At 71.4% G+C, this 14,393-nt stretch carries 11 protein-coding genes; 9 read left to right on the top strand and 2 right to left on the bottom strand.

Annotated elements, in window-relative coordinates; all coding sequences use genetic code 11:
* Window positions 1-66: 66 nt before the first annotated feature.
* Window positions 67-1,116 (bottom strand): LacI family DNA-binding transcriptional regulator, encoded by a 1,050-nt coding sequence (locus ASG80_RS08175; RefSeq protein WP_056729681.1) that lies wholly within the window; start codon window positions 1,114-1,116, stop codon window positions 67-69.
* A 254-nt stretch (window positions 1,117-1,370) separates the two neighbouring features.
* Between ASG80_RS08175 and ASG80_RS08170 the strand changes: the two genes are divergently transcribed.
* The 9 genes from ASG80_RS08170 (at window position 1,371) to ASG80_RS08140 (ending at window position 12,960) form a co-directional block, all read left to right on the top strand.
* Window positions 1,371-2,372, top strand: a complete 1,002-nt coding sequence (locus ASG80_RS08170; RefSeq protein WP_082589952.1) for a DUF2510 domain-containing protein — start codon at window positions 1,371-1,373, stop codon at window positions 2,370-2,372.
* A gap of 465 nt (window positions 2,373-2,837) precedes the next feature.
* Complete coding sequence (locus tag ASG80_RS08165; RefSeq protein WP_056729679.1) at window positions 2,838-5,192, top strand: arylsulfatase; 2,355 nt, start codon at window positions 2,838-2,840, stop codon at window positions 5,190-5,192.
* Between the two features lie 176 nt (window positions 5,193-5,368).
* Complete coding sequence (locus ASG80_RS08160) at window positions 5,369-7,054, top strand: cyclic nucleotide-binding domain-containing thioredoxin-disulfide reductase (protein WP_056729678.1); 1,686 nt, start codon at window positions 5,369-5,371, stop codon at window positions 7,052-7,054.
* Complete coding sequence (locus tag ASG80_RS08155) at window positions 7,051-8,016, top strand: alpha/beta hydrolase (RefSeq protein WP_056729677.1); 966 nt, start codon at window positions 7,051-7,053, stop codon at window positions 8,014-8,016. The genes ASG80_RS08160 and ASG80_RS08155 overlap by 4 nt, the downstream gene beginning before the upstream one ends.
* 129 nt (window positions 8,017-8,145) lie before the next feature.
* The gene (locus ASG80_RS23895; protein WP_162256609.1) at window positions 8,146-8,313 is read left to right on the top strand and encodes a beta-galactosidase; all 168 of its coding nucleotides are present in this window, start codon (window positions 8,146-8,148) and stop codon (window positions 8,311-8,313) included.
* Window positions 8,310-8,432, top strand: a complete 123-nt coding sequence (locus ASG80_RS24715; protein WP_255355587.1) for a hypothetical protein — start codon at window positions 8,310-8,312, stop codon at window positions 8,430-8,432. The genes ASG80_RS23895 and ASG80_RS24715 overlap by 4 nt, the downstream gene beginning before the upstream one ends.
* Before the next feature lie 50 nt (window positions 8,433-8,482).
* On the top strand, window positions 8,483-9,187 hold the full coding sequence (locus ASG80_RS08150; protein ID WP_156401721.1) for a ThuA domain-containing protein: 705 nt from the start codon (window positions 8,483-8,485) through the stop codon (window positions 9,185-9,187).
* The gene (locus ASG80_RS08145) at window positions 9,184-10,278 is read left to right on the top strand and encodes a glycerate kinase (protein WP_056729675.1); all 1,095 of its coding nucleotides are present in this window, start codon (window positions 9,184-9,186) and stop codon (window positions 10,276-10,278) included. Before ASG80_RS08150 ends, ASG80_RS08145 begins: the two co-directional genes overlap by 4 nt.
* 138 nt (window positions 10,279-10,416) lie before the next feature.
* The gene (locus ASG80_RS08140; protein WP_056729674.1) at window positions 10,417-12,960 is read left to right on the top strand and encodes a DUF4062 domain-containing protein; all 2,544 of its coding nucleotides are present in this window, start codon (window positions 10,417-10,419) and stop codon (window positions 12,958-12,960) included.
* Window positions 12,961-12,972: 12 nt separating this feature from the next.
* Here ASG80_RS08140 and xylB read toward each other — a convergent pair whose 3' ends face one another.
* Window positions 12,973-14,379: a xylulokinase gene (gene xylB, locus ASG80_RS08135; protein WP_056729673.1), complete on the bottom strand. Its 1,407-nt coding sequence runs from the start codon at window positions 14,377-14,379 to the stop codon at window positions 12,973-12,975.
* Window positions 14,380-14,393: the final 14 nt, after the last annotated feature.

The following is a 14,393-nucleotide window of genomic DNA, read 5'->3' as shown; positions in this document are numbered from 1 at the left end:
GTGGGCCGGCACCGCGGGCGTGTCACGTGCGGATGCCGCGGGCGAGCCGCCGCACCATCCGTGGCGCTACTTGCGGCCCGGCGTCGACTCGCGCAGCACGACCTCGGTGGGCACGGCCCCCTCGGCCTGGGCGTCCGCGTCCCCGAGCGCGAGGCGGAGCGCGCGGCGCCCGATCTCCTCGAGCGGGACCCGCACGGTGGTGAGGGCGGGCGTGACGTCGCGCACCGTGGGGATGTCGTCGAAGCCGGCGACCGCGACATCCGTGCCGGGCGTGAGGCCCGCGTCGCGGATGGCGGAGAGCGCGCCGACGCCCATGACGTCGTTCGCGGCGAAGACGAGCTCCACGTCGCCGGGGCCGCGCTCGAGCAGCCGGCGCATGCCGTCGTAGCCGCCGTCGCGTGTGAATGCGTCGCGGATCACGTCGTCGTCATCGAGCGTGCCGCCCGCCGCCGCCAGTCCGGCGCGGAAGCCCTCGACCCGGTCGGCGGCGGTGCGCAGGCCCTCGGCGCCGGTGATCACGGCGAACTTGCGGTAGCCGATGCCCACGAGCTCGCGGGCGAGCGCCTCCGCCCCGGCGAAGTTGTCGACGAGCACGGTGCGCAGGTCGAGCTCGTTGCGGCTGATGAGCACGACGCGGCCGCCCGAGCGCTCGTAGGCGCGCAGCTCCTCGCCGAGCGCACCCTCGGTGGGGTCGGCGGTGGGGCGGGAGCCGGCGAGGATCATGACCCGCGGGCGCTGGCCGCGGAGGGTGCGCACGAGCTCCAGCTCGCGCTCGGGGTCGCGTTCGGTGGCGGCCATCGTCACGATGAGGTGCTCGTGATCGGCCTCCGCGACGACGCCCGCGGCGATCGACGAGAAGTACGGGTCGGCGATGTCGGCGACGAGCAGGGCGACGGTCGTGGTCGTGCCGCGGGCGACCGCCTGGGCCGAGAGATTGGGGGAGTAGTCGAGCCTCGCCGCGGCTTCGAGCACGCGCTTGCGGTACTCCTCGTTGACCTTGCGGGTGCTGCCGTTCAGCGACCGCGACGCGGTCGCGAGCGACACGCCAGCCTCGCGCGCGACGTCGTGCAGGGTCGCCGGTGCGCTTCGGCTGATCCCCGTGCCGGCCTCGGCCATCGGTCCTCCTGCATTGTGCCGCCCCCTCGGGCGTCGACTCTACCGCGCAGCCGCCCCGGAGTGCCCCCAAATGGTTTGGCCGTGCATGCGGTTGATGGGAGAAATGATACCGCAGTCAGATAGCGCTTTCCCGCCTGATTCCGAAGCGGTGAGCGGATGCTGCGGCATCCGTTCGCACGCCCGATGCCGACGTCGACGTCGGAGCGGGCCTTTCGACCCCACCGCCGCGGGCGGCCGCTGCGATGATCGCGAGCATGACCGATCCGACGAACCCTCCGGCAGGCTGGTACGACGACGGTCGCGGCCAGCAGCGCTACTGGGACGGCACGCAGTGGACCGAGCACACCGGGCCGCTCGCGCCTCCCGCGGACCAGGCGGCGACGCTGCCGTACGATACGGCGGCCCTCGGCGGGACAGCGGGCGCCGGCACCGCCGCCTACGACGGCACGGGCACCACGCCCTACGCGGCCCCGGCCGGGACCATCACGCCTGGCGCCCCGGGCCGCCCGCCGCAACCCGGCAAGGTGAACGTCGTCGGCGTGATCGCCCTGGTCGTCGCCGCCGTCGGATTCGTGTTGGCGTGCATCCCGTTCGTGCAGGTCGGCGGCATCATCCTGCTGCCGATCGCGTTCGTGCTCTCGATCGTCGCCCTCTTCCTCGAGGGCCGGAAGTGGCCCGCCATCACGGGCCTCATCGTCTCGATCGTCGGGGCGATCGTCGGCGCGATCGTCTTCGCCCTGGTGACGTTGAACGTGATCGGGCAGATCGCCGACGTCGGGGCGATCCAGAACGAGATCGAGGAGCAGCTCGAGGAGCAGTTCGGCTCGCCGGTTCCGCCTGAGGAAGGTCCCGACGCGGCGCCGGTCGAGGGGCTCGCCTTCGGCGAGACGATGACGTGGGAGGACGGCGTCTCGATGACCGTATCCGAGCCGGAAACATTCACGCCGTCGGATCTCGCGATGGGCGCCGACCAGGCGAAGAACCTGGCCTTCACGCTGACGATCACGAACGACTCCTCCGAGAACATCCAGCCGGTCGTCTTCTCGAGGCTCGCCTCCGACGGCACAGAGGCCACGCGGATCTTCGACGTCGGCGCCGATGGAGGCCAGGTCGGCATCCCGCCCACCACGGCGATCCTCCCCGGTGAGTCGATCACGTGGCGGGAGGCTTGGTCGGTCGCCGATCCCGACTCGCTGACGATGCAGACCGCGCCGTCGTTCCAGTACGAGGACGCCATCTTCACGAACGTGCCGTAGCGCTGCCGCCGACCACACCTGCCGCGACGCCCACTCAGGTGCCCGGCATCAGGGCAGTCGGAGTTCGCCGTCGACGCGGCGGGGGATGCCGAGCGGGTTCGAGTCGCGCAGCTCGGCAGGCAATGCGGCCTCTGGCGCATCTGGTAGGCGACCGGGCGGAGGAACCGGCGGAGCGCCGTCACGCCGACCGGCGTGTGGTGCCGAGGATACGCTCGCCGCGGCATCCGAGCACGGCTTCACGGTCGTGGGCGTGAAGCATGACTGGGGTGCCGTCATCCCCGAGCCGGAGGACCGCCGACGGCGTCCCGCGGAGAGGGCACACGCGATCCCTTGTGGGCCGGACCGCGACGCGCGTAGCCTCGTGGCGGACTCGCCCAGCGACTGCCGAGCCTCGAGATCGCCTTCGAACGTTCTGCCTCGCATCACCTCGATGCTCGTCGAGGGGCGGGCGGACTGGGGGAAGTCATGGCCAAGCAATTCGGTGGAATCGTCAACGTCGACATCCGCGACTCGGAACCGGACTGGGAGCCGTTCGAGCCGCCCAAGGCGCCAGACGGCGCCCCGAATGTGGTCTACATCGTGCTCGACGACGTCGGGTTCTCGGCGATGTCCGCCTACGGTGGACCGATCGAGACCCCCAACGTCGAGCGCGTGGCCGCCGACGGCGTGCGATACACGCAGTGGCATACCACCGCGCTCTGCTCGCCGACCCGGTCGTGCCTGCTGACGGGCCGCAACCACACGCGCAACAGCATGGCCTGCATCACCGAGGCCGCGATCGGATTCCCGAACGCGAGCGGCACGATTCCGGCCGCGAACGGGATGCTCTCCGAGATCCTCGGCGAGCTCGGCTGGAACACCTACGCCGTCGGCAAGTGGCACCTGTGCCCCGACGACGAGATGAACGTCGCCTCCACCCGACGGAACTGGCCGAGCGGGCGCGGCTTCGAACGCTTCTACGGATTCCTCGGGGCCGAGACGAACCAGTGGTATCCCGAGATCGTCTACGACAACCATCCGGTGGACCAGCCGAAGTCGCCCGAGGAGGGCTACCACTTCTCCGAGGACATCACCGACAAGGCCATCGAGTTCATCCGCGACGCGAAGTCCATCGCCCCCGAGAAGCCGTTCTTCCTCTACTACGCCCCCGGTGCGGCGCATGCCCCGCACCACGCCCCGAAGGAATGGGCCGACCGGTACGCGGGCAGGTTCGACATGGGCTACGAAGCGTTGCGCGACCTGACCCTCGCGCGGCAGAAGCAGCTCGGCGTCGTGCCGCCCGACACGGAGGTCCCGCCTCTGAACCCCATCGGCACGTCCGAGACCAGAACCGGACCCGATGGCATGCCGTTCCCCGCGATGGACGAGACCCGGCCATGGGATTCGCTCTCCGACGAGGAGAAGCGGCTCTTCGGACGCATGGCCGAGGTGTATGCCGGATTCCTCTCGCACGCAGACCACCAGATCGGGCGTCTGCTCGACTACCTCGACGACATCGGTGAACGGGAGAACACGGTCGTCGTGATCGTCTCCGACAACGGCGCGAGCGGTGAGGGCGGGCCCAACGGCTCGGTCAACGAGATGAAGTTCGCGAACGGCCTGCCCGACGACATGGCCCAGAACCTGGCGATGCTCGACGAGCTCGGCGGCGTCAACACGTACAACCACTACCCGAACGGGTGGGCGATGGCCTTCAACACCCCGTTCAAGATGTGGAAGCGCTACGAGTTCAACGGGGGCACGTGCGATCCGTGCATCATCTCCTGGCCGGCCGGATCGACCGCTCGCGGCGAGATTCGCGCCCAGTACCACCACGCGGTGGACATCGTGCCGACGATTCTCGACGTGCTCGGCGTCGAGCCGCCCGAGCGCATCAAGGGTCACGAGCAGAGCACGTTCGACGGGGTCAGCATGCGCTACACGCTCGATGACGGAGCGGCACCGACCACTCGACGCACGCAGTTCTACTCGATGCTCGGTTCGCGCGCGATCTGGCACGACGGCTGGAAGGCGATCACGAACCACCCGACGCTGAGCGGCTGGAGCCACTTCAATGACGACGAGTGGGAGCTCTACCACACCGACGTCGATCGGGCCGAGCTGCACGACCTCGCAGCCGAGCACCCCGAGAAGGTGCGAGAGCTCGTGAACCTGTGGTTCGCCGAGGCCGGCCGAAACCAGGCGTTCCCGCTCGACGATCGCTCGGCACTCGAGATCATGCTGACGCCCCGGCCCCTGCTCTCCCCGCCGCGAGAGCGGTACGTCTACTTCCCCGACATGGCGGAGGTGCCCGAGTCGCAGTCCGTCAACATCCGCAATCGCTCCTTCGTCATCGGCGCACTCGTCGACCTTCCGACGCTTGACGCCGAGGGCGTGCTCTTCGCCCAGGGGTCGAAGTTCGGCGGGCATGCGCTGTACGTGAAGGAGGGCCGGCTCCACTACGTCAACAACTTCGTCGGGCTGATGGAGCAGAAGGTCGACGCGACGGAGGACCTGCCGCTCGGCGAGGACCTGATCCTCGCGGCGTCCTTCGAGAAGGACGGCGAGGACAACCATGTGGCGACGGGGACGCTCACGCTGTTCTACGGCGAACGGGAGGTGGGCAGGGCCCGCATCCGGACCCAGCCCGGCAAGTTCTCGATCGCCGGTGAAGGACTCACGGTGGGTCGTGACAGCGGCGCACCCGTCACCGACGACTACCCGGGCGACGCACCTTGGTCGTTCTCTGGTGGGACCCTCCAGAGGTTGCGCGTCGATGTCAGCGGCGAACCGTACGTCGACCTCGAGCGCGAGGCGCAGGCGATGCTCATGCGTGAGTGAGTGCGACGAGCAGCACGAACGAGTCGGGGCGGAGGCACCTGCGCCTGCGCACCCTCGCCGTGTGCCCGGAATGCGGGCGTTGACGTCGCATTCGCGCGTCGATACGTTCGGCCAATGACGCGATACGTGGTCGGTGAGACCAGGGAGCGGTGTCCGGCGATGCTCGAGTCCCCGGCATGATCACGGTCGAGGGGCTTCGCGCCATCCCGATCTTCGCACCGCTGCCCTCCGAACCCCTCGAGTACCTGGCCAGGGCGGTGGAGGACATCCACCTGCTCCCGGGCGAGTACTTCTCGCACGAGGGCGATGAGCGGGCGCTCTTCGTGGTGGTCGAGGGCCACGCCGAGATCACCAAGGTGGTCAACGGAGAGGAGCGCGTGATCGGCGTACGCAAGCCGGGGCAGTTCTTCGGAGAGGTGCCGATGACCCTGAGCACTCCATTCCCGGCCAGTGGCCGCGCTGCGGAGGCCACGCGCATCATCAAGCTCGACGTGACCGTGTACTACACCCTGGCGGCGATGGCGCCGTCGGTGCCGACCCGCGTCGCCGGTCTCGCGGGGCGCTACCTGGACTCGCTGCAGGCCATCGCCGCCGAACAGCCCGAGACCGAGGTGCGCGTCGTCGGCCCGCGACTCGACGCGCGCGTGCACCGCGTGGCAGGCTTCCTCACGCGGAACCAGGTCGCGTTCGACCGCGTGACCCTCGACGCCGCCGACGACGGCCGGGTGTATCCGATCCTCGAGCTGCCGGACGGCGCCAGGCTCGTCGGGCCCTCGATGCGTGAGGTCGCCATCGCGGTCGGACTCGACGTCGAGCCGGCGGGCGCCGAGTACGACGTCGTCATCCTCGGAGGTGGTCCCGCCGGCCTCACCGCGGCGGTGAACGGCGCCGCGGAGGGCCTCCGGACCGTCGTGATCGAGAGCCTCGCGCCGGGGGGACAGGCCGGAACCTCGACCCGGATCGAGAACTACACCGGATTCCCCTTCGGCATCTCCGGCGACGACCTCGCCAGCCGAGCGCTCAAGCAGGCGAAGCGACTCGGTGCGGAGATCGTCGTGACGCGCACCGTCGAGGCCCTGCGCCCCGACCGTCGGGAGATCGTCCTCGACGGGGGCGAGACGCTCGTGGCGCCCACCGTCATCGTGGCCACCGGCGTCGAGTGGCGCACGCTGCCGGTACCGAGGGTGGAGCGCCATCTTGGCAACGGGGTCTACTACGGAGCGGCTCGAAGCGATGCCGCCGTCGCGCAGGGTCAGGACGTCTGCATCATCGGCGCCGGCAACTCGGCAGGGCAGGCCGCGCTCTTCTTCTCCCGGCGCGCGCGGTCGGTCACGATGCTGGTCCGCGGCGAATCGCTCGGATCGAGCATGTCGCGCTACCTCATCGACCAGATCGCCGCCAACGACGGCATCCGAGTGGAGACGCGCAGCGAGGTGGTCGCCCTCCATGGCGAGACGAGTCTCGAAGGGGTCGACGTGATCGACAAGGCGACCGGCCGGACGACCCGTCGACCATACACGGTCGTCTTCGTCATGATCGGGGCCGACGCCGTCACAGGGTGGCTTCCGCCCGACATCGCGCGCGATGCGCACGGCTTCATCCTCACGGGGGCGGATGCCGCGGCCACGGCGGCGTGGACGGCCGACCGCCGCCCCTTCGCCCTCGAGACGAGTGCCCCCGGGATCTTCGCGGTGGGCGACGTGCGTTCGGGGTCCGTCAAGCGCGTTGCGGCGGGAGTGGGGGAGGGCGGGATGGCCATCGCCTTCGTGCACCAGTACCTCGCGCTGCCCCAGCGTGCGCTCCAGGCGGACACGATGGACGCCGACGACCCCGGAGGGGCCGGGAACGGAGGATCCGGATGACCGTGCCTGCCCGTCCACCGTTCGACGCCGAGCTCGAGCCCGCTCTCGACGCAGCGCCGGGATTCTTCACCACACTCGAACCCGCCGCCATCCCGGAGTTCCGGGCGGCGACGGCGCGGCCGCCGTCGGTCGAGGACGTCATCGCGGGGCGGCCGGTGGAGGTCACCGACCACGCCGTGGCCGGTCACGGCGGCGGCGAGATCATCGTCTCGGTGTTGCGGCGCATCGGCCACGAGAGTGCCGCGAGTCCCGGCGTCTACCTCATGCACGGCGGTGGCATGGTCGGAGGCAGTCGATGGGCGCTCGCGCCGATGCTCGTCGAGTGGGTCCTCGAGTACGACGCCGTTGCGGCCGCCGTCGAGTACCGCCTGGCACCTGCGTTCCCCGACCCGGTGCCGGTCGAGGACTGCTATGCGGGGCTCGAGTGGTTCACCAGTCGGGCCGAGGAGCTCGGCTTCGACCCGCGACGGGTGCTGGTCGGGGGCCAGAGCGCCGGCGGCGGCTTGAGCGCGGGCGTGACGCTGCTCGCCCGCGATCGCGGTGGGCCGATGCCGGCGGCGCTGCTGCTCATGTGGCCGATGCTCGACGATCGGAACGAGACCGTCTCAGCCCGGCAGGTCGACGGCGTCGGCATCTGGGATCGCACCAGCAACGAGACCGGATGGACGGCGCTGCTGGGTGATCGCCGGGGGACAGCGGACGTGTCGATCTACGCCGCGCCGGCACGTGCCACCGACCTGTCGGGCCTGCCGCCCGCCTACATCGAGGCGGGGAGCGCCGAGGTGTTCCGCGACGAGGCCGTCGCATTCGCGAGCGGGATCTGGGAGGCGGGCGGCAGCGCCGAGCTCCACGTCTGGGCGGGCGGCTTCCACGGGTTCCAGACGATCGTGCCGACGGCGGCGGTGTCGCGGGCAGCCGTGCAGACGCGCGAGGCATGGGTGCGCCGCCTGCTGGCGGACTGACCCGAGGCTCCGTCGCTGCAGCGCATGGGCGGTGTTCCTCGACGACGGCGCGCTCCCGACGCCGGCGCCCGTTCCGCGCTAAACTGGAATGCGCTTTCCCGACAACCGGACGATCGACGAAGGAGTTCCGTGCACTACGGCGCCGACGACAACCCCGAGAAGTGGCCCGAGGAGCTCTGGCCCGAGGACGTCGCGCGCATGCGCGAGGCCGGGGTCACCATGGTGAGCCCCCTCGTTGCACCGGAGGCCCCGACAGGAGCACCCGGTGAGCACGTTGTGGCGAGCTCGTCACCGTGACCGACGACGGCGGCGACCCGGTCGACGTGCCCGTTCCGGGTGTCGACGTGGTGTCGGGCGAGCGGGTCGAGTCAGTGCGGCTCGGCGCGTACGACTGGGAGCTGGTGCTCGAGCGATGACGGCGACCACCGCGTCGGGTTACGATGCACGCGAGAGCGGAGGAGGTGACATGCGGGCGGTCATCCTCAGCGGCTCCGGCCGGTACGCCGACGCGTGGCACCCCTTCGCCGAGACGAGCGCCGCGCTGGCCGGCATCGTCGCGGGTGCGGGCTACCGCGTCGAGGTGGGCGACGACCTCCTCGCCGGCCTCGCCGCACTCGGCGACGCCGACCTGCTCGTCGTGAACGCGGGCAACCCCGAGTCGCCGCTGCCGGAGGGCGCCGGCGAGCCCGCCGAGCCGACCGACGAGGAGATCGAGGCCGCGGCCGCGGGGCTCGACGCCGCGCTCGATCGCGGGATCGGCATCCTCGCGGTGCACGCGGCGGCGGGGACGCTGCCCGAGGTCCCCGACTTCGGGCACGCGCTCGGCGGAAGCTGGATCGCGGGCTTCTCGTGGCATCCGCCGATCGGCGAGGCGAGGGTGCACATCGTCGGCACGCACGTGATCGCCGACGGACTCACCGACTTCACGGTGTTCGACGAGCGCTACTCGGGCCTGCGGCTCGACGGCGTGATCGAGCCGATCGCCGAGCACGAAGAGGACGGCATGCGTCACCCCATCGTGTGGGCGCGCGAGGTCGGCCCGTCGAGAGTCGTGTACGACGCGCTCGGCCACGACGTCCGCTCCTACGACTCGGCCGAGCACCGCGAGCTGCTCACCCGGGCGCTCGACTGGCTCTCGCGCGTGCCCGCCCCGACGTTCGACGCGTCGTGAGCCGCGTCGTCATCGCGCCCGACTCGTTCAAGGGCACGGCGAGCGCAGCGGATGCCGCAGCCGCCCTCGCGGCGGGATGGCGCACCGTGCGCCCGGCCGACGAGCTCGAGCTGCGCCCCATGGCCGACGGCGGCGAGGGCACCATGGACGCGTTCGCCTCGGCGGTGCGCGGCGCCCGACGCGTGCCGATCAGGGTACGCGGCCCAGTGTCCGCGCCGGTCGACACGGCGTGGCTGCTGCTGCCCGACGGAACCGGCGTCGTGGAGCTCGCGGCGACCTCGGGCATCACCCTGCTCGACCCGCTCGCGCCGCTCGATGCGCACACGGCCGGGTTCGGCGAGGCGATCGCCGCGGCCCTCGACGCCGGCGTCGAGCGGCTCCTGCTCGCGCTCGGCGGCAGCGCCTCGAGTGACGGTGGCGTGGGCGCGCTCGCCGTGCTCGGCGGGCGATTCCTCGACACCGCGGACCGGCCGGTGCCGCTCGGCAATCGTGGGCTCGGCATGCTCGCACGGGTGGACCTGTCAGGGCTTCGGCCGTGGCCGGCCGGCGGCGCCGTGATCCTCGGCGACGTGACCAACTTGCTGCTCGGCGAGCTGGGCGCGGCCGCCGTCTTCGGGCCGCAGAAGGGGGCGGATGCCGCCACGGTCGACGTGCTCGAGGAGAACCTCGCGCGGCTCGCGGGGCTCATGCCTGCGCCGCTGAGCCCGCTGGCCGGGGCGCCCGGAGCGGGCGCCGCAGGCGGCACCGGCTTCGGGCTGCTCGCGTGGGGCGCCGAGATGGGTGGCGGCGCTTCGTTGGTGGCGCAGGCCGTCGGCCTCGGCGAGGCGATCGCGGGCGCCGACCTCGTGATCACAGGGGAGGGCCGGTTCGACGGGCAGTCCGAGGCAGGCAAGGCGCCCACCGTCGTAGCCGGGCTCGCGCGCGACGCGGGCGTGCCGGCCGCGCTCGTCGCCGGCGCGATCGCAGCGGAGCCGCGTGGATTCACGGCATCCGTGGCTCTGGCCGACCTCGCCGGCGGAGGTGCCGCAGCGATGGCCGAGCCGCTGCGCTGGCTCGAGGCGGCGGGTGCCGAGCTGGCCCGCACGAGCTGACCCGCTCCCACCTCAGGACGAACCAACGGTCGACCCCGGCGCCGGCGGACTCAGGCGCCCGGGAACCGCGGATGACGGCCGTTCTGGGGTGGCGCCCGATCTGGACAGGTTCGCGCGCGTGAGACGAGACTGTGGTGCATGGACCGGGTCGCCGGCGCCATCCGAACGCCGGACCAGCGTCTGCGCGTGTTCGTCAGCTCTACGCTCAAGGAGTTGGCGCCGGAGCGCCGCGCCGCCCGGGCCGCGATCGAGCGCCTCGCCCTCGCGCCGGTGATGTTCGAACTTGGCGCCCGGCCGCATCCGCCGCGCTCGCTCTACCGGGCCTACCTCGAGCAGAGCGACATCTTCCTCGGCCTCTATTGGGAGCAGTACGGCTGGATCGCCCCGGGAGAGGAGGCGTCTGGCCTCGACGACGAGTGGAACCTCGCGCCCGACATCCCGAAGCTCATCTACGTCAAGCGCAGCGACCACAGGCAGGCGCGCTTGGAGGCGTTGCTCGCTCGCATCCGGGAGGACGACCGCGCCTCCTACGTCTCATTCGCGGATGCCGACGAGCTGGCCGACCTCGTCGTCAAGGATCTCGCAACCCTCCTCGCCGAGCGGTTCGACGCTGGAGATCGGCGGCACGAGCCGATCCCCGAGACCGCGTCAGCCGTCACGTCGACGGAACTCATCGGGTTGCCGTCGCCGCTCACCCGTGTGCTCGGCCGGGATGACGAGGTGGACGCAGTGACCCGGATGCTCGGGGACGACGGTCGACGGTTGGTGACCATCACCGGCCCGGGCGGCATCGGCAAGACCCGGCTCGCCATCGCCGCCGCACGTGCGGTCGAGGCATCCTTCCCCGATGGCATTGCCTTCGTGGATCTCGCGCCCGTGCAAGACCCGGCCATGGTGATGCCGGCGGTCGCGCATGCGCTCGGCATCCGTGACACGGGAGACCAGCCGCTCGCAGAGAAGATCCGACGGGCGCTCGCCGACCGCCGGATGCTCCTCGTGCTCGACAACGTCGAACAGGTCGTCGAGGCGGCGCCCCAGATCAGCGCCCTCTTGGCCGGGTCGGCGGTCTCGGTGCTCGCCACGAGCCGGGTACTGCTGCGGATCAGCGGCGAGCAGAGCGTCGAAGTCGGGCCGCTGCCCTCTGCCGCTGCGATCGACTTGTTCGTGGAGCGCGCCCACGCGGTCAAGCCGGACTTCGATCGGACAATCGAGAACGCCGACGCGATCGCCGCGATCTCCGAGTCGCTCGACGGGACACCCTTGGCCCTCGAACTCGCCGCGGCCCGAGTACGCGTGTTCACGCCGGCAGAGATCCTTACTCGGCTCGACCACGCGCTGCCGCTCCTCGTCAGCGGGCCGCGCGACCTGCCCGAGCGTCAGCGGACGATCCGGGCGACGATCGAGTGGAGCACGCAGCTGCTGCAGGAGGACCAGCGCGAGCTGTTGCTCCGCCTGGGCGTCTTCCGTGGTGGATTCGGTCTCGACGCGGTCGAGTGGATGGCGGAGGGCCTCGACGGCATCGCCCCGATCGACGCGCTCGGCGCTCTCGTCGACGGCAGCCTCGTGCGCGAGCAGGACCGCGGCACCCGAGCATGGTTCACCCTGCTTGCCACGGTGCGCGAGTACGCGCGCGAGCAGCTCGAGACCCGCGGTGCGATGAGCGATTGCGAGGAGCGGCATGCGCGGTTCTACCTGAGGCTCGCGGCCGAAGCGGGCGGACCGCTGACCCGCGAAGGCCAAGGCGAGTGGATGTCACGGCTCGTCGATGAACGTGACGGACTTCGCGCCGCGGTCGCCCACTTCATCGCGACCCGGCAGTGGAACGAGGTCGCGGAACTCGTCTGGCCGCTCTACCTCTTCTGGTGGACGGGCGGCCAGTTGGGCGAAATCAAGGGCTGGATGAACCGTCTGCTCGAGCCTGACGCAGAGCTCACCGGGCATTCCAGAGCGATCGCCCTCTATGTCACGAACGCTGTCGCCGCTCAGCAGGTGCCCGATCCGAGGTTGCTTCCGGTGCTCGCGGACTGCGCTGAACGCTTCCAACGGGAGGGCGACCGGTACGGTGAGGCATCGGCACTCGCCTCGCTCGCCACGGCCCAGCTCATGCAGTCGCAGCCCGACCTGGACGCCGCCGAGGATACGGTCCAGCGCTGTCTCCGTCTCGTCGAGGAACTCGACAACCCGGTAGGCCGGGCGTTCGCGGGCATGTTGTTCGGGCGCATCGAGCTCTTGCGCGACCATGTCCCCGCGGCGCTCGATCGGTTCGAGGCGAGCCTTGCCCTCTCGCGAGACATCGGCGACATATTCGCGGAGGAGAGCTCGCTGAACCACCTCGCTTGGACACGATTGCGAATCGGCGACCTCGACGGTGCCCGGACATGCTTCTCCGAACAGCTTCTCATCTCCTCCTCGGTGGGACATGAGGAGGGTGTGGCGTACGGACTGGAAGGCATGCTGGTGCTCGCGGCCACGTCGGGCGATGTCGAACTCGCCGGTCGTCTGCTCGGAGCGGCCGAGGGCATCCGGGAGCGCAAGGGGCTCTTCGGCAGCTCGATGTTCTCCTTTCACCAACCGATCGTGGAGCAGATCCGGGCGGGCCCACACGCGGCAGACTTCGAGCGGGCGCGAATGGCGGGGCGCGGCGCAGAGGTCGCCGAGGTCGTCGAGGCGGCGCTGGCCTGATCCGTGAGGTGCTCAGCGCGTGGCGCCGGCTGCGGTGCGCTCGGCGTACTGTCGGCGGATGACCTCGCGCATGTCGACGGCCATCGGGTCGGCCGCCGCGATCGGCCACGTCGGCCGCTCGCCCGCGAGCACCCAGGCCGCCTGACGCGCCGCGCCGTCGGCGACGTACTCGCCCGGCTCGGGCACGGTGACCGGCACGTCGAAGACCTGCGCGGCGATGCGCCGCACGGCGGGGTTCTGCGCGGCACCGCCGATGAGCAGCACCCGCTGTGCGTCGACTCCCTGGCCGAGCACGGCGTCGAGGCCGTCGGCGAGTCCGCACAGCATGCCCTCGATCGCCGCCCGGGCGATCGATGGCCGGGTGGTGTTGGCCAGCGTGAGTCCCGAGAACGACGCCGTCGCGTGCGGCAGGTTCGGTGTGCGCTCGCCCTCGAAGTACGGCACGAGCACGGCGCCGGATGCCCCGGGCTCGGCGTCGAGCGCGAGGCGGCCGAGCTCCGCATGGTCGACGCCGAGGAGACCCGCGGTCGCGTCGAGCACGCGGGCCGCGTTGAGCGTGGCGATGAGGGGGAGGAAGCGCCCCGTGGCATCCGCGAAGCCCGCGACCGTGCCCGAGGGGTCGGCCACCGGGGCATCCGTCACGGCGAAGACCGTGCCGCTCGTGCCGATCGACACGACGACGTCGCCGGAGGCCGCGTCGAGGCCGAGCGCGGCCGCCGCGTTGTCGCCCGCGCCGGGGCCCACGAGGATGCCGTCGGGCGTGCGACCCGCGGCCTCGGCGGGCCCGAGCACGCGCGGGAGGATCGCGTCATGCCCGAGCGCCCGCACGAGAAGCTCGCGGTCGTACCCGCCTGCGCCCCAGTACGCCGTGCCACTCGCGTCGGAACGGTCGGTCATGAGCTCCTCGAGCACCGGCCCGAGCGGCGACTCGCCCGCCGGGCCGTAGCCGCGCAGGCGCCATGTCAGCCAATCGTGGGGGAGCGCGACGGCCGCGACGCGCTCGGCGTTCGCGGGCTCGGTGACGCGCAGCCACCGCAGCTTCGTGGCGGTGAACGACGCGACGGGCACGACCCCCGTGCGCCGTGCGTACGCGTCGGCACCGACCTCGGCGATCAGGTCGCGGGCCGCCTGCGCCGACCGCGTGTCGTTCCAGAGCAGGGCGTCGCGGACGACCCGACCCTCGGCGTCGAGCACGACCATGCCGTGCTGCTGCCCGCCGATCGAGATCGCCTCGACGCCGTCGAGCCCACCGGCGTCGGCGAACGCCTGCAGCAGGGCGCCCCACCAGGCGGCGGGGTCGACCTCGGTGCCGTCGGGATGCGCGGCCCGGCCGGAGCGCACGAGCGCCCCGGTCGCGGCATCCCGGATCACGACCTTGCACGACTGCGTCGACGAGTCGACGCCGGCGACGAGCGACATGGTGCCTCCTGATG

It is taken from the genome of Agromyces sp. Soil535 (genome assembly GCF_001428255.1).
Taxonomy (GTDB): domain Bacteria; phylum Actinomycetota; class Actinomycetes; order Actinomycetales; family Microbacteriaceae; genus Agromyces.
The sequence above is the reverse complement of the archived record's forward strand: the minus strand, read 5'-3'. Positions and strand labels throughout refer to the sequence as shown.

Coding starts and splice junctions, on each gene's coding strand:
- ASG80_RS08175 (WP_056729681.1), bottom strand. CDS start 1,116: ATGGCCGAGGCCGGCACGGGGATCAGCCGAAGCGCACCGGCGACCCTG.
- ASG80_RS08170 (WP_082589952.1), top strand. CDS start 1,371: ATGACCGATCCGACGAACCCTCCGGCAGGCTGGTACGACGACGGTCGC.
- ASG80_RS08165 (WP_056729679.1), top strand. CDS start 2,838: ATGGCCAAGCAATTCGGTGGAATCGTCAACGTCGACATCCGCGACTCG.
- ASG80_RS08160 (WP_056729678.1), top strand. CDS start 5,369: ATGATCACGGTCGAGGGGCTTCGCGCCATCCCGATCTTCGCACCGCTG.
- ASG80_RS08155 (WP_056729677.1), top strand. CDS start 7,051: ATGACCGTGCCTGCCCGTCCACCGTTCGACGCCGAGCTCGAGCCCGCT.
- ASG80_RS08150 (WP_156401721.1), top strand. CDS start 8,483: ATGCGGGCGGTCATCCTCAGCGGCTCCGGCCGGTACGCCGACGCGTGG.
- ASG80_RS08140 (WP_056729674.1), top strand. CDS start 10,417: ATGGACCGGGTCGCCGGCGCCATCCGAACGCCGGACCAGCGTCTGCGC.
- xylB (WP_056729673.1), bottom strand. CDS start 14,379: ATGTCGCTCGTCGCCGGCGTCGACTCGTCGACGCAGTCGTGCAAGGTC.